The organism is Paraburkholderia fungorum, assembly GCF_046027215.1.
Lineage (GTDB): Bacteria > Pseudomonadota > Gammaproteobacteria > Burkholderiales > Burkholderiaceae > Paraburkholderia > Paraburkholderia fungorum_D.
On sequence record NZ_JAQQEN010000001.1, the window covers coordinates 2,853,383 to 2,871,920 of the forward strand.

Consider the following 18,538-nt stretch of genomic DNA (forward strand, 5'->3'; position numbering starts at 1 on the left):
GACCATTTTCCCGAACACAGCTAATGAACACGGAAGCAACCCGGGTCGTTATATGACCAGGGAATCAGGCCGGTGCGGGCAAAGAAAAGATAATTCTTCGCTAATTGTGGACGTTGAAAATTCAGCATGCCGCCGCGTGGCTGGGCGCTGGCCGCGAAACGTCGATCAACCCTTTTACCCGGGGAGTTGAGTGATGCGTGTCCGACTCGCGAGCGCACCCACCGATTGCCGGCTATTGTCCAACTGTGCGACGCCGGAATTGGCACGGGCTTCGCCCTGCCGGTCACCCAGATTTGTGATCACTAACTGGAGGTTGCATGGCCGCGTTTACCTTGTTTTGCGGCGGACGGCGCAGCGTCTGGGCGTGGAAGCGTTTGACTGAACTGCCGAGGCATGAGGGAGATGACGTTTTCGCCGAAGCGAGGTCATTGTGATTATCCGCGTTTCCAAGCTCCTGCTCGTGATGTCGATGGGGCTGCTTGCGTTGCTGGTGAGCTTCGGCAATATCACCGACTATGGCAGCAACCTCGCGTTCGTGCAGCACGTATTCCGCATGGACACGATTTTCCCGGACAGCGCGATCCGGTATCGCGCGATAACGTCGCCAGTGGTGCAGAACGCAGGGTACGTGTTGATCATTGCGCTGGAAACCGCTACCGCCGCATGCTGCTGGATCGGTGCCTTCAAGATGTGGTGCGCGCGCCGTGCGGACCACGCCGTATTCAACCGGTCGAAACGATGGGCGATTGCCGGACTCACGCTCGGGTTCCTCACGTGGCAGGTCGCGTTCATGTCGATAGGCGGTGAATGGTTCGGAATGTGGATGTCCTCTACGTGGAATGGCGAAGAAAGTGCCTTCCGGTTCTTCGCGACATTTGCCCTCGCGCTGATTTTCGTGAGTCTGCGAAATGATGATATTGCTGAATAGGATTGCGAGCACATAGGCGTCCGGCCAGATGCTTCGAGGCGTGGGCGCCTTACGGCATTGTCAAGTTGCGGGATCGGTCGCGTAAGATGGCGCGATGAAGAAATCGAAATCGCTCTATCACGGTCACCGCTTCCCAGCCGGCGTCATCAGTTGCGCCGTGCGCTGGTACTTCCGCTTCCAGTTGAGCTTGCGCGACATTGAGGAGTTACTCCTCGAGCGCGGCGTGTTTGTGACCTACGAGACGATCCAATGCTGGTGCGACAAATTCGGCGTGAGCTTTGCCCACCGGGCAAAAGCGGCGCGCCGCAAGCCGGGTGGCACGTGGCATCTTGACGAGATGTTCGTCACACTGCGCAGCGAGCCTTACCTGTTGTGGCGTGCGGTCGACGAGCACGGCGCCGAACTCGACATCCTGATGCAAAAGCGACGCGACAAGGCCGCCGCCAAACGCTTCTTCAAGCGTGTGCTGCGCTCAAGCCCGGTGCCGCGCAAGATCGTCGCCGATCAGTTGCGCAGCTATCCGGCGGCAAAAGCCGAGATCCCGGAACTTGCGAACGTGAAGCACGTGTTCGTCAAAGCTGCAGCCCGACTGAACAACCGCGCAGAGAACAGCCACCAACCGACGCGCGAACGCGAGCGTCGCATGCGCGGCTTTCGCGACCCGAAACGCACACAGAAATTTCTCTCGTGCTTCGGGCCGATCCGGCAACATTTCGCGCTCAAGCGGCATCTGCTGCGCGCTTCACTCTATCGCAAACAACTCGCGGCGCGTTTCGTTGCGTGGTGCAAAATCACCGAAGTCACCCGAAATCCGTCCTACGCTTTCTGAGGGTTGCTCTTTCCTGCCGTCTTTCCGCCTCAGTCTCGACAAGTTGACAAAGCCGCCTACGATGTTCGTCCTTGAACTGGGCTACCCCCTAACGGACATTGACGGTCGGCCGACACTGGCCGATGCTGTTGAAAAAGTCGCTGCCCGGCGTTTTCAATTCGTTGGCGAAAAACGGCCTCTCAGATCGCTCTATAAGCCGCTCACGAACGTGGGTAAGGGCAAGAGGACGCCCGAAAACCTCGCGAGAGAGACAGTCAACGACCTTTTCAACAGCATCGGCCGCACGTAGCCACTGGACCGTTTTCCGCTCAACGAGGGGCACAATGTTTGCCGGCTGCCGCGACATACTCGCGGACCGTACGCCTCAGCTTGATCGCAATATCACGAAAGCGCAGCACAAATGCTCAAATGGTCGGACTTGAACCTTGCGCCGCTGGACGACGTGCCCAACACGCACCGCCCGCCGCGCGACAACTCGCAACGCAACGCGCGCGCTTAGCCATTCCCACCGTGCCACAACGTCAGTTTGTTCGACACGACAAGTACCCCCGGGACAGTTCGCGCAATTTGCTCAGCCTGGCGGATCTGATCGGCGCTATGCACCGTCCCGCTCAGGAACACCGCGCCGTCGTGCGCACGGACAAACACTCCCGCGACGTTGAATCCAGGCGCCCGATCCAGCGCTTGCCGGACCGCCCTCGACAGAGCGCTATCGGACTGCACCTCGATATCGCCGCCGATCAACCGCGGCGGCGCCGGCACGGAGTACGTTGGCCCCGTCTGCACACAAGCCGACAAAGCCGCTGTCACCCATACAGCCGTCCACAAAGTTCGTGCAGGTTTGCGGATCATGACCTTTGTCCGATGGCAATACGTGGCACCCGCCAAAACACTGTATATAAGCACAGCGTGATGATCTGCGTGAATAGCCCGTCCAGTGTCCGGGCTGTCGTTCCCCAAGGTCTGAATTATGGTATCCGTTTGGCGTTCGACCCAGCGCGATTTACGTCCACGACGGATTGGAGATTCGTATCACAGAGATACGGAATCGAATCTTTACTTATCAACCTCACGACTCCAGGATACCCGACTGAGGTGTGGGCCGCCACGCGGTGCTCCGCTGCGCCATCACCTTGCTTTTTTTGGGGAGCATCTATGGTCGACGTAAAGAGAGAAAGGCTTGAGCTGCGGGTTCGAGGAGTGGACTTGCGCATCTCGTCTGTGCACAGGCCCGGTGTCGGCGACGTGGTGACTGTCGCGGGCTTTGTCAACTTGCCGGGAGTGATACGGCATGATGGCGGGTGTGACGATTGGTCAGAAAGCGATCGGCGGATTTTGGGTGACTTCGGTGAATTCGCGCCAAGCGGCGAACCGAGCAGCGAGTTGTTTGCGATAAAGCGAAGCGCGCAGCAGATGCCGCTTGAGCGCGAAATGTTGCCTGATCGGCCCGAAGCACGAGACGAACGCTGTGTGCGTTTCGGGTCGCGGAAGCCACGCATGCGACGTTCGCGCTCACGTGTCGGTTGGTAACTGTTCTCTGCGCGGTTGTTCAGCCGGGCTGCAGCTTTGACGAACACGTGCTTCACGTTCGCAAGTTCCGGGATCTCAGTCTTGGCCGCTGGGTAGCTGCGACCGTCAAACTCTATACCGTCATCCAGCACTGCGCAACGTCCGCCCAGCAAAGGATCTCAATGAAAAAATACCGTCAGAGCGCGCCTGCGCATCTGACGGTATACGATTTTCCTGACGAACGGGCTTTTCGAAATACCGTCAAAAATTGGCGCTTGCAGGCGATATATGGCGAATCTAAAAACGAGCAAACGCCGCGCAGAGCGCGGCGTTTTCTGGGTTTTCCGATAGTCGCCGAAAGTACGCGACTAACGTCGAATCATTCCCACTCGATCGTCGCCGGCGGCTTACCCGAGATGTCATACACAACCCGGTTAATACCGCGCACTTCATTGATGATCCGGTTCGACACATGCCCCAGCAGGTCATGCGGCAGATGCGCCCAGTGCGCCGTCATGAAGTCCAACGTTTGCACGGCACGCAGCGCAACGACGTACTCATAAGTCCGTCCATCGCCCATCACGCCGACGCTCTTCACCGGCAGAAACACCGCGAACGCCTGGCTCGTCAGATCGTACCAGGACTTGCCGGTTTCCTTATCGATGAACGTACGCAGCGTCTCGATGAAAATCGCATCCGCGCGGCGCAGCAGGTCGGCGAAATCGCGCTTCACTTCGCCGAGAATCCGCACGCCCAGACCCGGGCCCGGGAACGGGTGGCGATATACCATTGCCGGCGGCAAACCCAGCTTCACGCCGAGTTCGCGGACTTCGTCCTTGAACAGTTCGCGCAGCGGTTCGAGCAGCTTCAGATTCAACGTTTCCGGCAGGCCACCGACGTTGTGGTGGCTCTTGATCGTCTGCGTCGCCTTCTTGCCCTTGCCGGCCGATTCGATCACGTCCGGATAGATCGTGCCTTGTGCCAGCCACTTTGCGTCGGTGAGCTTGCCGGCTTCCGTCTGGAACACTTCCACGAATTCCGCGCCGATGATCTTGCGCTTCGCTTCAGGATCGGTCACGCCGGCGAGCTTCGAAAGGAACACTTCGCTTGCGTCGACGTGAATCACCTTCACGCCCAGGTGATCGGCGAAGGTGGCCATCACCTGCTCGGCTTCGTTCAGGCGCAGGAGGCCGTGATCGACGAACACGCAGGTGAGCTGATCGCCGATCGCGCGATGCAGCAGCGCCGCCGCCACCGACGAATCCACGCCACCCGACAAACCCAGGATCACGTGTTCCTTGCCAACCTGCTCACGAATCTTCGCGACGGCTTCGTCGATGTAGTGGCCCATTTCCCAATCCGGCTGCGCTTTGCAAATCTGCAGCACGAAGCGTTCGAGCATCGCGCGGCCCTGCACGGTGTGGGTAACTTCCGGGTGCCATTGCAGACCGTAGAAATGGCGCTTTTCGTCGGCCATTGCCGCGATCGGGCACGAATCCGTCGACGCCATCAGCGCGAAGCCCGGCGGCATTTCCAACACCTTGTCGCCGTGACTCATCCACACTTTCAGCATGCCGTGACCTTCCGGCGTGGTGAAATCGCTGATGCCTTCGAGCAGACTCGTGTGGTTGCGCGCACGCACTTCGGCGTAGCCGAACTCACGCAGGTGGCCGATATCGACCTTGCCGCCGAGTTGCTCAGCCATGGCCTGCATGCCATAGCAGATGCCCAGCACGGGCACGCCGAGTTCGAACACCGCCTGTGGCACGCGCGGCGTATCTGTTTCGGTGACCGAGCTCGGGCCGCCGGACAGGATCACGCCCTTCGGCGCGAAGTCGCGAATGAACGACGCATCCACGTCGTACGGATGAATTTCCGAGTACACGTTGGCTTCGCGAACGCGACGTGCAATCAGTTGGGTGACTTGCGAACCGAAGTCGAGGATCAGGATCTTGTCATGCATGGCAGCGGACGGAGTCAAAAGTGAACGGATACGGGATGCCGCGCACGAAGCGCAGCGATGAATTCAAAGCGGTCCACATAAGGGACCATGGGGCATGACGGGAAGCGATGAAGCGCACTGTGCAAGCCGGCGCCGCGGGTCCACGCCGACGGCACGCACGAACGCAATCCAGTAGCTTTGGCAGACGGGATCGCGCTCAGCGCGTCAGCCATGAAGCGGAGGCCGGGGTGCGTCCGACGCATCAGCGGCGGCGTTACGGGCATCTTCGCGCGCGGCTGCGGCTTCTGCCCTCGCGGCCCGCTCCGAAGCGCTCAGACCCGGCTCGTCGACCACCGGGTGCACCGGCGCAGACGAAACGGAACTCACCGGCCGTGCGACCGGCATGACGGGCTCGACGACCGGTTCGGCGTGATAGACCGGAAAGCCCGCCGTCACGCGACCAGGATCGCGCCTGCTGGCGGGGTCTTTGGCGGCATCTTTCGCGGCCTGGCGTTCTGCGCGCCCGGCCGCCGCGGCTTCAGTCAGCCGCACCCTTTCGCGCCGCCGCACCGCGCCAGACAAGCGCACGCCGCCCAGCCCGATCAGCAGCAACACCACCCCGGTCAACACGGCGACGATCTGCCCGAAACCGGTCAGCGCGGGCGTATGCAAGCCAAGCAGCCACACCAGCATCAGTAAGCCGGTCAGCCAGTTCACATGCCCGATAACCTTGGCGACACTGGACGTCAGCGCACCGTCGATCGACGCGTGCAACGCCAGCCACGCGAGTCCGATCAGCGCAACGCCAAACCCCTGGCCGATCAGAGCCGGCTGGGTTTGCACCAGTTGCAGCGCGTTGTACAACGAAGTCCAGGGCGTCAGCAGAAACAGCAGGCCGAACGCCAGCAGCAGCAAGGCATCGATGATCAGTACAGCGCGCAGCAATGGCTTCATTGGCGTTTAGTCCACGTGGTAGTTGGGCGCTTCCTTGGTGATCTGCACGTCATGCACATGCGACTCGCGCAAGCCCGCGCCCGTGATCTGCACGAACTCGGCCTTGTCGTTCATTTCCGTGATGGTGCGGCAGCCGCAATAACCCATGCTGGCGCGCACGCCGCCGATCAGCTGGAACAGGATCGCGTTGACCGAGCCCTTGTAGGCGACGCGGCCTTCGATACCTTCCGGCACGAGTTTGTCGATGTTCGCGGAGTTGTCCTGGAAGTAGCGGTCTGCCGCGCCGTCTTTCATCGCGCCGACCGAGCCCATGCCACGGTACGACTTGTACTGGCGGCCCTGGAACAGGAACACGTCGCCCGGCGCTTCTTCGGTGCCGGCGAACATGCTGCCCATCATCACGGCGTTCGCGCCGGCGGCCAGCGCCTTGCTGACGTCGCCCGAGAAACGCACGCCGCCGTCGGCGATGACCGGCACGCCCGTGCCCTTCAGCGCTTCCGACACGTTCGAGATCGCGGTGACCTGCGGCACGCCCACGCCGGCGACGATCCGCGTCGTACAGATCGAGCCCGGGCCGATACCGACCTTCACGCCGTCCGCACCGTACTCGACTAGCGCTTTGGCTGCCGCAGCGGTGGCGATGTTGCCGCCGATCACCTCGACGTGCGGGAACTTCTGCTTGACCCATTTGACGCGCTCGAGCACGCCCTTGCTGTGGCCATGCGCTGTGTCGACGACGATCACGTCCACGCCCGCCTGCACCAGCAGCTCAACGCGCTCTTCGTTGTCTTCGCCCACACCGACTGCCGCGCCCGCGCGCAGCTTGCCGTGTTCGTCCTTACAGGCGTCCGGGTGTTCGGTTTGCTTGGTGATGTCCTTGACGGTCATCAGGCCGCGCAGTTCGAATGCGTCGTTGATCACCAGCACGCGCTCGAGGCGGTGGCTATGCATCAGCGCCTTGGCTTCGGCGAGCGGCGTGCCTTCCTTGACGGTGACGAGGCGTTCGCGCTGCGTCATGATGTTGCGCACCGGTTCGTCCAGACGCTCTTCGAAACGCAAATCGCGGTTGGTGACGATACCGATCAGCTGCGCGCCTTCAACTACCGGAAAGCCGGAAATGCCATGCTGCTGCGACAACGCAATCACGTCGCGCACCTTCATTTGCGGCGGCACCGTGATCGGATCGCGCACGACGCCCGATTCGAAGCGCTTGACCTTGGCCACTTCACGCGCCTGCTCGGCCGGCGTGAGATTCTTGTGGATGATGCCCACGCCACCCATTTGCGCCATCGCGATAGCAAGGCGGGCTTCGGTGACGGTGTCCATGGCGGCGGACACGAGCGGCATATTCAGGGAGATGTTGCGGGTCAGCCGGGTCTTGAGGCTGGTGTCGCGCGGCAGAACGTCGGAGAAAGCCGGGACGAGGAGCACGTCATCGAACGTGAGTGCTGTTTGGATCAGACGCATGGCAAATCCTATAGGCGCAAAAGCGAATTATACGCGATACCTCCCCGGTTTTCACTGCACTAACAGCAGCTTAGCGAATTTCAGGCAATTTTTTTCGTGACTTCGCGCCCTTCTATTTCGCTTGATTGTTCGCCTCGGGTTCGATCCGGTTTCGTTTGCGCGTTCGGGCCCATTCCGGCGAATCGGCCCGGAATGCAGAATCAAACAAGACACCCCGCGCGCAAAAACGCTATTCTGCCGACCAATTCCAGTTTTCTTGCAGGGGCAGTCGATGCAGCGCGGTGTGGCATATGGGGTAATGGCCGGGGCTTTATGGGGCATGGTGTTTCTGGCGCCGCGGGTGCTGCCCGATTTTTCGCCGCTGCTGCTGAGCGCCGGCCGGTACACGATGTACGGCATCGTCTCGCTGGCCGCCGCGCTGCCGATGGCACGCTCGCTCATCAGGCGTCTGACGCGTGAGGACCTCGGCGCGCTCGTCAAACTGGCGCTGGCCGGCAACCTGCTCTATTACCTGCTGCTCTCCGCCGCTGTGCATATGATCGGCATCGCACCGGCGTCGCTGATCATCGGCGTGCTGCCGGTCACGATCACCCTGCTGGGCCGGCGCGATCATGGCGCGGTGCCGCTCGCCCGCCTCGCATGGCCGCTCGCGATGGTGGTGGCGGGCATCGCCTGCATCAATGTCGACGTGTTCACCGCGGCGGACAGCACGCCGGTGAGCACCGCAACCCGGCTCGCCGGGCTTGCCTGCGCGGCCGGCGCGCTGATCTGCTGGAGCTGGTTCGCGGTCGAAAACGCCCGCTATCTGCAACGCCAGACGCATTTCAGCGGCAACGAATGGTCAGTGTTGTGGGGCGTGGTGACGGGCGTGCTCGGCGCGGTGTTGTGGCTGGTGGTGGCCGTGATGCCGTCTGGCAGCCTGCAGGCGACGCTCGCAGACGAACGCTGGCATACCTTCTGGATGCTTAACCTGGGGCTCGCAGTCGGCGCCTCGTGGCTCGGCAACGGCCTGTGGAATGCCGCCTCCAAGCGCCTGCCGCTCACGTTATCCGGGCAGATGATCGTGTTCGAAACGCTCTTCGCGTTGCTCTATGCGTTTATCTATGACCACCGGCTGCCGCGTCCGCTGGAAACGGCGGCGATCCTGCTACTGGTGGCGGGGGTCAGCTGGTCGGTGCGCCAGCATGCGGACGGCGATTCGTCCGACACGACGTCGATCGAGGAAAAGGCGCAGGTTCCGGCGCATTGAGCCGCGGCGTGGCGCGCCGCGTGAACCTGTGCCCAACAAGGCTGCGCGGCGGCTGAACCTCTGGCGGCGAGCCTCTATGGCGCCCGCTTAACGCGAATCCCGGTTCTGCCAGCGACGCCCTTCGATCGAGCCCGCCTTGCGGGTTTTCTCGACGCGCCGCTGCCGCGAGAGCTTCGGATCCACCAGCAGCGGCCGGTAAATCTCCACCCGATCGTGATCGGCAAGGACCGTATCCAGCGTTTTGAGCTTGCCGAACACGCCGACCTTCTGCGTGGCCAGATCGATGTGCGGATAACGCTGCAGGATGCCGCTCGCCTCGAGCGCCTGCTGCAGCGTGGCGCCTTCGGGCAAGTCCACGGTGATCAACGCCTGCTCACTGGCAAGCGCGTAGCAAACTTCAATCGACAGGCGCGCGCTCATGCCTTACCGTAGCGCTGATCGGCGCGCTTCACGAACGATTCGACAAAGGTGTTGGCGATGTGGCTGAACACCGGGCCAATGATCTTCTCGAGAATGATGTTGGTGAATTCGTAGTGCAGCGCGAATTCGATCTTGCAGGCGTCGGCCCGCAGCGGCGTGAAACGCCAGAAACCGGTGAATTTGCGAAATGGGCCGTCTGCGAACTCCATATCGATGCGCGTGGGCCGCTCCATGCTGTTGCGCGTGGCGAAATGCTGCTTGATGCCCTTGAAGTTGATATCGATCTTCGCCTCCATGCCGGTTTCGTCCTGGCGGCGAATTTCGACGCCCCCGCACCAGGGCAGGAAGTTGGGGTAATCGGCGACGTCGGTGACGAGGTCGAACATCTGTTCCGCCGAATGGCGGATCAACACGGTTTTCTGGACATCTGCCATAAATTGAACAGCGCGTGGCAAGGGTGGACAAGCGCCGCGGGCTTTCCTTGCCCCGCTTTGCTAAAATCGTGATTTTAAACGAGTTGGGCACTTTCCATTCATGAGCATCATCGACAACAGAAAAGCCTTCTACGACTACTCGGTCGAAGAACGCTATGAAGCAGGGCTCGTGCTCGAAGGATGGGAGGTCAAGGCGCTGCGCGCCGGGCGCGGCCAGATCAAGGAAGGTTATGTCGTGATCCGCGACAATGAACTGTTCCTGATCGGCACGCACATCAGCCCGCTGCCCGAAGCCTCGACCCACATCCATCCGGACCCGGTGCGCACTCGCAAGCTGCTTTTGCACAGCGAGGAAATCAGCAAACTGATCGGCAAGGTCGAGCAGCGCGGCTACACGCTCGTGCCGCTGAACTTCCACTACAAGGGCGGCCGCGTCAAATGCGAGATCGGCCTCGCCAAGGGCAAGAAGCAGCACGACAAGCGCGAAACCGAGAAGAAGCGTGACTGGGAACGTGAAAAAGCCCGCCTGATGCGCTCGGCCTCCTGATCGGACTGGCGCCGAGCACTGCGCGGATTTGCCGCGCTTCGCTCTTACCGCCTGCCGTCCCAATGGTTAAATAAAAATGGCCCGCACATTCTGCGGGCCATTTTTTATAGCAAAGCATGCGTTCAGCGTGCGTCAGCAACGCCCTTGCCCTTGTTCACAATGGTCAGCGCCGAGGCAATCATCGAACTCATGTCGGACATATTGCCCGGCACGATCAGCGTGGTGCCCTGCTTCGCCAGATTGGCGAATGCGTTCACATACTGCTCGGCCACCTTCAGGTTCACCGCCTCCATGCCGCCGTTCGACTGAATGGCTGCGGCGATCTTCTGAATCGCCTGCGAATTGGCTTCCGCCACCGCGAGAATCGCCGATGCCTGACCTTGCGCCTGATTGATCGCCGCCTGACGCTCGCCTTCGGACTTCTGGATCGCTGCTTCGCGGCCACCCGAGGCGATATTGATCTGCTCCTGCTTGCGCCCTTCCGATGCGGCGATCAGTGCGCGCTTCTCGCGCTCGGCGGTAATCTGGGCCTGCATTGCATGAAGGATTTCCTTCGGCGGTGTCAGATCCTTGATCTCATAGCGCAACACCTTCACCCCCCAGTTCGAGGCCGCCTCGTCGAGCGAGGATACGATGCTGTGATTGATGAAGTCGCGCTCCTCGAACGTCTTGTCGAGCTCGAGCTTGCCGATCACCGAACGCAGCGTGGTTTGCGACAACTGCGTAATCGCGAACACAAAATTGCTCGACCCGTACGACGCTTTCATGGGATCGGTGACCTGAAAATACAGCACGCCGTCCACCTGCAACTGCGTGTTGTCGCGGGTGATACAGACCTGGCTCGGCACTTCGAGCGGAATTTCCTTGAGGATGTGCTTGTACGCGATCCGGTCGACAAATGGAAACGCGAAGCTCAAGCCTGGCGTCAACGTACGGTGATAGCGGCCGAGCCGCTCCAGCACCCACGCATGCTGCTGCGGCACGATCTTGAGCGTCTGCGCCGCCAGTATGATCACGATGAGCAGAAGCACCGCCCCGACGATGGTCGAATCCATTACTACACTCCCGTTTGCTATTCGAATAGTTGTGCGTAGCGTGTACGCGTTCAGGCCGCCCTGGCTTGCCTGCCTGCTATGACAACGAGGCAGCTGCCGCGCATCTCGGCAATTTCATAGACCCCTGCGTCTTCCGGTTCGCCGGCGGCCAGTTCGACATCCCATGCCGCGCCGCGATAATTGGCGCGCGCCCGGCGCTCATGCCAGGCCGGCACCGCCAGGGTCTGGCCGATATCCAGATTGACGTCCGGATTGCGCGAAGCCTCCTTGCGCTGCCTGCGGCCAAAACGCGAACGCCGCAAGATCACCACCGCCGCGAGCGCCACGACGGCGGCAACCGCGAACTGCAGGTCGGCAGCCGCGCCCGCCATATGCGCAAGGGCGGCCGCGACAAAGCCCAGCGCAATCATCAACAGGTAGAACGTGCCGCTGATCAACTCCAGCGCGATAAGCACGCCCGCCCCGATCCACCAGAACAATCCACCTGGCGCCACGTTGACCTCCACAAAACAAAACACCCCGGATCTACCGGGGTGTTTATAGCACGAAGCGGGAAGGTTTTATCGGGCGGCACAGCAAGCTTTTCAGCGCTCGCTTGACATACCGCACCACCCGTTCTGCCAACCGCTTGCGGGCGTCGATCCGGCGAATTACTTCGCCGACGCCTTCGCCAACTGCTGCCACGTCTCGATGATCGTGTCCGGGTTCAGCGAGATCGACTTGATGCCTTCATCGGTCAGCCATTGTGCAAAGTCCGGATGGTCCGACGGGCCCTGCCCGCAGATACCGACGTACTTGTCCAGTCGCAGACACGTGTCGATCGCGCGCTTCAGCAGGAACTTGACGGCCGGATCGCGCTCGTCGAAGTCGACTGCCAGCAGTTCCATGCCGGAATCGCGATCGAGGCCGAGCGTGAGCTGCGTCAGGTCGTTCGAACCGATCGAGAAGCCGTCGAAGAACTGCAGGAATTCTTCAGCGAGGATCGCGTTCGACGGCACTTCGCACATCATGATCAGCCGCAAGCCCTTCTCGCCGCGCTTCAGGCCGTACTTCGCCAGCAGCCCGACCACGCGCTCCGCCTGCTTCAGCGTACGCACGAACGGCACCATGATCTCGACGTTGTCGAGGCCCATCTCTTCACGCACCTTCTTCAGCGCGATGCATTCCATCTGGAAGGCTTCAGCGAAGTCGTCAGCGATGTAGCGGGATGCGCCACGGAAGCCCAGCATCGGATTTTCTTCGTCCGGCTCGTAACGCGAACCGCCGATCAGCTTCTTGTACTCGTTCGACTTGAAGTCCGACAGACGCACGATCACAGGCTTCGGATAGAACGCCGCCGCGATTGTGGCGATACCTTCGGTCAGCTTGTCGACGTAGAACGCGCGGGGCGATGCATGGCCGCGTGCCACGCTTTCCACGGCCTTCTTCAGGTCCTGATCGATGTTCGGGTACTCGAGAATCGCCTTCGGGTGAACGCCGATGTTGTTGTTGATGATGAACTCGAGCCGCGCCAGACCCACACCTGCGTTCGGCAGTTGCGAGAAGTCGAAAGCCAGTTGCGGGTTGCCGACGTTCATCATGATCTTCACCGGAATCGGCGGCAGTTCGCCGCGCTGCACTTCGGTGATTTCGGTTTCGAGCAGACCGTCGTAGATCTTGCCTTCGTCGCCTTCGGCGCACGATACGGTCACCAGCGCGCCTTCCTTAAGCACGTCGGTTGCGTCGCCGCAGCCCACCACGGCGGGCACGCCCAGCTCACGCGCGATGATCGCCGCGTGGCAGGTCCGGCCGCCACGGTTCGTGACGATTGCCGAAGCGCGCTTCATCACCGGCTCCCAGTTCGGGTCGGTCATGTCGGCCACCAGCACGTCGCCCGGCTGCACACGGTCCATTTCCGACGGATCGTGAATCACGCGCACCGGACCCGCGCCGATCTTCTGGCCGATGGCACGGCCGGTGGCCAGTACGTTCGATTGCCCCTTCAGCTTGAAACGCTGCTCGGCCTTGCCCGCAGCCTGACTCTTCACCGTTTCCGGACGCGCCTGCAAAATGAAGATCTTGCCGTCGCGGCCATCTTTGCCCCACTCGATGTCCATCGGACGCTCGTAGTGCTTTTCGATGATGACGGCATATTTCGCGAGTTCGATTACGTCTTCGTCGGTGATCGAGAAGCGGTTGCGCTGCTCGTGCGCCACGTCCACGGTCTTCACGCGGCCTTCTTCGCCCGCCTTGGTGAATTCCATCTTGATCAGCTTCGAGCCGATCGAGCGGCGAATGATCGGGTACTTGCCTTGCGCGAGCGTGGTCTTGTAGACGTAAAACTCGTCCGGATTCACGGCGCCCTGCACCACCGTTTCGCCGAGACCGTAGCTCGACGTGATGAAGACGGCGTCCTTGAAGCCCGATTCCGTGTCCAGCGTGAACATCACGCCTGCTGCGCCGACGTCCGAGCGCACCATGCGCTGCACGCCCGCCGACAACGCGACTTCTGCGTGGGTGAAGCCTTTGTGGACGCGATACGAGATAGCGCGGTCGTTATATAGCGACGCGAACACGTGCTTCATGCGATCGAGCACGTCGTCGATGCCGACCACGTTGAGGTAGCTTTCCTGCTGACCCGCGAACGAAGCGTCCGGCAAGTCTTCCGCCGTTGCGGACGAACGCACGGCGAACGACAGCTCTTCAGGCGAGCTGTTCTGCAGCGTGTCGAACCCCGCGCGGATATCCGCTTCGAGGCGCGGCTGCATCGGCGCATCGATGATCCATTGACGGATCTCCTTGCCCGCTTCGGCGAGCGACTTCACGTCGTCGACGTCGAGCGTTTCGAGACGTTTTGCGATGCGTTCGGTGAGGTTGTTGTGCTGCAGGAAGTCACGGAAAGCCAGCGCCGTGGTGGCGAAACCAGTCGGCACGCGCACGCCGGCTTCGGCGAGCTGACTGATCATCTCACCAAGCGACGCGTTCTTGCCGCCGACAATCTCCACATCGGTCATCCGCAACTGCTCGAACGGAACTACATACGCCTCTTCCTTTGCGACGGTAACTGCGTTAGTCATACAAGCCCCTAAGTGTGAAAGAAATTCACGGCTGTGCAAGTGGGCTTGAACGCGAGACGCTCATTGGAAGCGTGACCTCGCGTCTTGCACAACCTGTTGGAGAAGCAATCGCCTGAAACGTCAGAAACGTCAGAAGCACGACGAAGGAAGGGATTGAGCGAATTTGCCCGCCAATTCACCCCATTCACCGCACGTTACCGACTGATAGCGAGGCGTTAACCGACTGTTCGCAGTAAGTTAGACGCCAATCGCCCGCAATTGCTTATCCAACAGGTTGCCGCTATTCTACCGTGCCGACTCTCAAAATGTGACAGTCGGACGAGAATTGCGCCTCGAATCGCGCCCGGACCGGCCGACGGGCTTCCCGCAAGGCCCGGGCCTGAGCCGGGCGCGGTTGCGGTGCCCACGGCGCGCTGTGCCGGCTCCGCTGCAAGACCGGTTAGCCACGGTGCAGCACGAGTCACTATAGCGATGTTTCATTCGAGCGCTTTTTTTCTCCCACGTTCCCCAGCCCACTGATGCCGCCCACCGTATTCATCGTCTCCGACGGGACCGGGATCACTGCCGAAACCTTCGCGCATTCGATCCTCTCCCAGTTCGACCAGAAATTCCGCCTGGTTCGCGTGCCCTTCGTCGACTCGACGGAAAAAGCGTACGCCACGCTCGAAAAGATCAACGAAGCGATCCAGCAGGACGGCCGCCGTCCAATCGTGTTTACGACGCTGGTGGACAGCGCGTCGAATCAGATCGTGAAAGGCTCGAACGCGCTCGTGCTCGATATGTTCCAGACCTTCGTCGAGCCGCTCGAGCAGGAACTGGAACTGAAGTCGAGCCACGCAATGGGCCGTGGCCACCAGAACGCGGACACCGAGGAGTACAAGAACCGGATCGAGGCGATCAATTTCTCGCTTGCGCACGACGACGGTCAGTCGAACCGCAATCTGGCCGACGCCGACGTGATTCTGGTGGGCGTGTCGCGCAGCGGCAAGACGCCGACGAGCCTGTATCTGGCCATGCAGTACGGCGTGAAAGCGGCTAATTATCCGTTGATCCCGGAAGACTTCGAGCGCGGCAAGCTGCCCACGCCGTTACTGCCGCATCGGCAGAAGATGTTCGGCTTGTCGATCGATCCGCAGCGTTTGTCGGAGATTCGTAACGAGCGCCGGCCGGGCAGCAAATATGCCGCGCCGGAAAACTGCCGTTACGAGATCAATGAAGCGGAAGCGATGATGCGGCGTGAGGGCGTCAAGTGGTTGTCGTCGACGCATAAGTCGATCGAGGAGATCGCGACGACGATCCTGCAGGAGATCAAGCTGGACCGGCCGTCTTATTGAAGCGGCCTGAAGTCGGAACGCGCAGGGCTGCGCGTGGCTTCATGTCACGCGCGGCGACGCTGCTGGCGGCACTGTTCGAATACGCATACGGCCGCCGCAGCCGCCACATTCAGCGATTCCATGCCGCCCGGTTGCGGAATGGTGACCCGCAGCGAAACCGCGTCACGCCACGTCTGCGACACGCCCGCCCCTTCGTTGCCGAACACCCAGGCCAACGGCCCACTCAGGTCGCAGTCGTAGATCGCTTCGGCGCCGTGCGAATCGGTGATCACAACCGGCACCGCGAGACGCTCGATCAGCGCCTGCGCTTCCACGTCCTCGTGAATCTGCAGCAGGAAATGCGCCCCCATGCCTGAGCGCAATACCTTCGATGACCACGCGTATGCCGTGCCCGGCGCGCAAAATACCTGCTGAATCCCGGCGGCGGCCGCGCTGCGCAGAATCGAACCGACGTTGCCCGCGTCCTGCACGCCATCGAGCACGAGACAGGTCTGCGTGACCTGCTCCGGCAGCGGTGTCTCCAGCTTTTCGACCAGCAGCAGAATTCCCACCCCGTGCACGACGTTCGACAACTGCCCGAACAACGCATCCGGCAACGTAACGATGCGTTGCTCATCGATGCGCGACACGATCGCCTGCGCTTCGTCATGACGCAACGCGCCGTCGGTGACGATGCACATGTCCGGCTGCCCGGCGACGTCGAGATACGCGCTCGCGAGGTGGAATCCTTCGAGCAGCGCGTGGCCGCTCTTGCGCTGTTGATGCGTCGAGCCGGCCAGCGCCTTCAGGCGCTTATAGAGCGGATTGTCCCGCGAGGTGATGGCTTTCACAGGCAGCGAAGACAGTGAGAATGTGAGAGTGCGACGCGACGAACCTCACGGCGCTCAAGCGCCGGCGCGTTCGCCGAAGGCGTCGTCGTCGAATAGCGGATCGGCGATGCCCGGCAGGGTGATCATCGTCTCGATGCCAGGCAGCGCCACGCCCGTGCCGAGCCGCAAATGCGCTTCGCGTACCGGCGCAAACGAGCGCCGATGATGCTCGCACGGCCCGTGCTCGCGCAACGCCGCGAGATGCTGTGGCGTGCCGTAGCCGGAATGTGCGTTAAAACCGTAGACGGGATAAGTCTGGTGCAGTTCGAGCAACATGCGGTCGCGCGTGACTTTCGCGAGGATCGACGCCGCCGAAATGCTCTTCACGAGCGCGTCGCCGCCGATGATCGCCTCGCTGCGAATGCTCAGCGTCGGGCAGCGATTACCGTCGATCTTCACCAGCGTGGGCACGACCGCCAGGCCTTCGACCGCGCGCTTCATCGCCAGCATGGTGGCGTGCAGGATGTTCAGCGTATCGATTTCTTCGACGCTCGCGGACGCGATGCAGTAAGCGAGCGCCCGATCGACGATCTTGTCATACAGTTCGTCGCGCTTTTTGGCGGTGAGGGCTTTGGAGTCGTCCAGACCGCGGATCATCGGCCTGGACGGGTCGAAAATCACCGCCGCCGCCACCACCGGGCCGGCCAGCGGCCCGCGCCCTGCTTCGTCGACGCCGCAGATGACGTCGTCCGGTGTCTCGAAGTTCAGGCCGACCTGTTGCGCGGCCGCGCCGGCAACGGTCGCGGCCTGACGGCGTGGCGCGCGCGCAGCGGTCACGGCCGCGCCTTGCGTGTTTCGACAACACGTGCCACGACTTCCGCCGCACGCTGCGCTGTGTTCTGCTTCAGCACGTGATGCATCTCCGTGAAGATTTCCGTCAGCGTGCGCCGGTTGGCTTCGTCGCGCAACTGTTTCAGCGTGGCTTCCGCAAGCGCCTGCGGCGTGGCGAAATGCTGGAGAATTTCCGGCACCACGAAGCGGCCGGCCAGAATGTTCGGCAAGCCCACATACGGCAGATACCCCTGGCGGCGCATGATCTGGCCGGTCAGCCAGGGCACCTTGTACGAGATCACCATCGGCTTTTTCAGCAATGCGGCTTCGAGTGTCACGGTGCCGCTCTTCACGAGGATCGCGTCCGCCGCCGTCATGGCGAGTTGCGCCTGGCCGTCGGTGATCGTCAGTGCGAGGCCCGGGTGCGAATCGACCAGCGGCCGCAGCATCTCGCGCAGAGCCGGCGTAGCCGCCGGCATGACGAAGCGTAGCCCCGGCTCCTGGTGCTGCATCATCTCCATCGCGGCGAAGAACGTCGGACCGATCAGATCGATTTCCGAGCGCCGACTTCCTGGCAGCACGGCGATGATCGGACCGCTTTCCGCCAGACCGAGCGTGCGACGCGCGCCCACGGTATCGGGTTCGAACGGTATCTCGTCGGCCAGCGGGTGGCCCACGTACGAAGCCGCGACGCCCGCCTTTTCCAGCAGCGCCGCCTCGAACGGGAACACGCACAACATGTGATCGACCGCTTTGGCGATCTTTTTGATACGGCCGCCGCGCCATGCCCAGATCGACGGACAGACGAAGTGAACGGTAGGAATGCCGGCTTCACGCAACGGATGCTCGAGGCCGAAATTGAAATCGGGCGCATCCACGCCGACGAACACTGCCGGCGGCTCAGCGAGCAACTGGCGTTTCAGTTCGTTGCGGATGCCGAGAATCTCGGGAATGTGCCGCAGGGCCTCGACATAGCCGCGCACCGTGAGCTTTTCCATCGGCCAGTGGGCGTCGAAGCCTGTGGCGATCATGCGCGGGCCGCCAATTCCGTAGTACTGGGTGCCGGCCGGCAAACGGCTCGCGAGGCCGTCGAGCAGCGACGCCGCCAGCAGGTCGCCGGAGGGCTCGCCAGCCACCATGGCGATGCGCAGCGGACTAGGTTGCAATGTCATCG

The 18,538-nt window shown here is 61.7% G+C and carries 17 protein-coding genes and 1 pseudogene; 5 read left to right on the top strand and 13 right to left on the bottom strand.

Features of this window, described 5'->3' with window-relative positions; all coding sequences use genetic code 11:
• Window positions 1-430: 430 nt before the first annotated feature.
• Both PQR27_RS12640 and PQR27_RS12645 read left to right on the top strand, forming a co-directional pair.
• Complete coding sequence (locus PQR27_RS12640; protein ID WP_408523981.1) at window positions 431-928, top strand: DUF2165 family protein; 498 nt, start codon at window positions 431-433, stop codon at window positions 926-928.
• Between the two features lie 94 nt (window positions 929-1,022).
• Window positions 1,023-1,757: an IS6 family transposase gene (locus PQR27_RS12645; protein WP_408523982.1), complete on the top strand. Its 735-nt coding sequence runs from the start codon at window positions 1,023-1,025 to the stop codon at window positions 1,755-1,757.
• A gap of 495 nt (window positions 1,758-2,252) precedes the next feature.
• Here the strand turns inward: PQR27_RS12645 and PQR27_RS12650 are convergent, their stop codons facing one another.
• From PQR27_RS12650 to guaB, 5 genes and pseudogenes are all read right to left on the bottom strand, one after another.
• Complete coding sequence (locus PQR27_RS12650; protein WP_408523983.1) at window positions 2,253-2,609, bottom strand: BON domain-containing protein; 357 nt, start codon at window positions 2,607-2,609, stop codon at window positions 2,253-2,255.
• A gap of 462 nt (window positions 2,610-3,071) precedes the next feature.
• Window positions 3,072-3,388: pseudogene (locus PQR27_RS12655) on the bottom strand (DDE-type integrase/transposase/recombinase); the annotation flags it as partial.
• A gap of 257 nt (window positions 3,389-3,645) precedes the next feature.
• On the bottom strand, window positions 3,646-5,229 hold the full coding sequence (gene guaA / locus PQR27_RS12660; RefSeq protein ID WP_408523984.1) for a glutamine-hydrolyzing GMP synthase: 1,584 nt from the start codon (window positions 5,227-5,229) through the stop codon (window positions 3,646-3,648).
• A 204-nt stretch (window positions 5,230-5,433) separates the two neighbouring features.
• Entirely contained in the window at window positions 5,434-6,162 is a 729-nt protein-coding gene (locus PQR27_RS12665; RefSeq protein ID WP_408523985.1) for a hypothetical protein, read from the bottom strand.
• A gap of 6 nt (window positions 6,163-6,168) precedes the next feature.
• Complete coding sequence (guaB, locus tag PQR27_RS12670) at window positions 6,169-7,629, bottom strand: IMP dehydrogenase (RefSeq protein ID WP_408523986.1); 1,461 nt, start codon at window positions 7,627-7,629, stop codon at window positions 6,169-6,171.
• Window positions 7,630-7,900: 271 nt separating this feature from the next.
• On the opposite strand from guaB, the gene PQR27_RS12675 reads away from it, so the two are divergent.
• Entirely contained in the window at window positions 7,901-8,878 is a 978-nt protein-coding gene (locus PQR27_RS12675) for a DMT family transporter (RefSeq protein WP_408523987.1), read from the top strand.
• 87 nt (window positions 8,879-8,965) lie between these two features.
• On the opposite strand, the gene PQR27_RS12680 is transcribed toward PQR27_RS12675, so the two are convergent.
• Window positions 8,966-9,298, bottom strand: coding sequence for an RnfH family protein (locus tag PQR27_RS12680; protein WP_408523988.1), 333 nt, complete (start codon window positions 9,296-9,298; stop codon window positions 8,966-8,968).
• Window positions 9,295-9,732, bottom strand: coding sequence for a type II toxin-antitoxin system RatA family toxin (locus PQR27_RS12685; protein ID WP_028199353.1), 438 nt, complete (start codon window positions 9,730-9,732; stop codon window positions 9,295-9,297). Before PQR27_RS12685 ends, PQR27_RS12680 begins: the two co-directional genes overlap by 4 nt.
• Window positions 9,733-9,832: 100 nt before the next feature.
• On the opposite strand from PQR27_RS12685, the gene smpB reads away from it, so the two are divergent.
• A complete protein-coding gene (smpB, locus tag PQR27_RS12690; RefSeq protein ID WP_408523989.1) occupies window positions 9,833-10,279 on the top strand; it encodes an SsrA-binding protein SmpB in 447 nt (148 codons plus the stop codon).
• Between the two features lie 122 nt (window positions 10,280-10,401).
• Here the strand turns inward: smpB and PQR27_RS12695 are convergent, their stop codons facing one another.
• From PQR27_RS12695 to ppsA, 3 genes are all read right to left on the bottom strand, one after another.
• Window positions 10,402-11,334, bottom strand: a complete 933-nt coding sequence (locus PQR27_RS12695; protein ID WP_408523990.1) for an SPFH domain-containing protein — start codon at window positions 11,332-11,334, stop codon at window positions 10,402-10,404.
• A 50-nt stretch (window positions 11,335-11,384) separates the two neighbouring features.
• Complete coding sequence (locus PQR27_RS12700; protein ID WP_408523991.1) at window positions 11,385-11,828, bottom strand: NfeD family protein; 444 nt, start codon at window positions 11,826-11,828, stop codon at window positions 11,385-11,387.
• A gap of 156 nt (window positions 11,829-11,984) precedes the next feature.
• Complete coding sequence (gene ppsA / locus PQR27_RS12705) at window positions 11,985-14,390, bottom strand: phosphoenolpyruvate synthase (protein ID WP_408523992.1); 2,406 nt, start codon at window positions 14,388-14,390, stop codon at window positions 11,985-11,987.
• A gap of 518 nt (window positions 14,391-14,908) precedes the next feature.
• Between ppsA and ppsR the strand changes: the two genes are divergently transcribed.
• Window positions 14,909-15,724: a phosphoenolpyruvate synthetase regulatory kinase/phosphorylase PpsR gene (gene ppsR / locus PQR27_RS12710; protein WP_408523993.1), complete on the top strand. Its 816-nt coding sequence runs from the start codon at window positions 14,909-14,911 to the stop codon at window positions 15,722-15,724.
• Between the two features lie 44 nt (window positions 15,725-15,768).
• On the opposite strand, the gene PQR27_RS12715 is transcribed toward ppsR, so the two are convergent.
• Genes PQR27_RS12715 through lpxB form a run of 3 tightly spaced genes read right to left on the bottom strand, consistent with a single transcriptional unit; the run spans window position 15,769 to window position 18,536 of the window.
• Window positions 15,769-16,554 (bottom strand): TrmH family RNA methyltransferase, encoded by a 786-nt coding sequence (locus tag PQR27_RS12715; RefSeq protein ID WP_408523994.1) that lies wholly within the window; start codon window positions 16,552-16,554, stop codon window positions 15,769-15,771.
• Between the two features lie 54 nt (window positions 16,555-16,608).
• A complete protein-coding gene (gene rnhB / locus PQR27_RS12720) occupies window positions 16,609-17,370 on the bottom strand; it encodes a ribonuclease HII (protein WP_408523995.1) in 762 nt (253 codons plus the stop codon).
• Window positions 17,367-18,536, bottom strand: coding sequence for a lipid-A-disaccharide synthase (gene lpxB, locus PQR27_RS12725; protein WP_408523996.1), 1,170 nt, complete (start codon window positions 18,534-18,536; stop codon window positions 17,367-17,369). Before lpxB ends, rnhB begins: the two co-directional genes overlap by 4 nt.
• Between the last annotated feature and the right edge of the window lie 2 nt (window positions 18,537-18,538).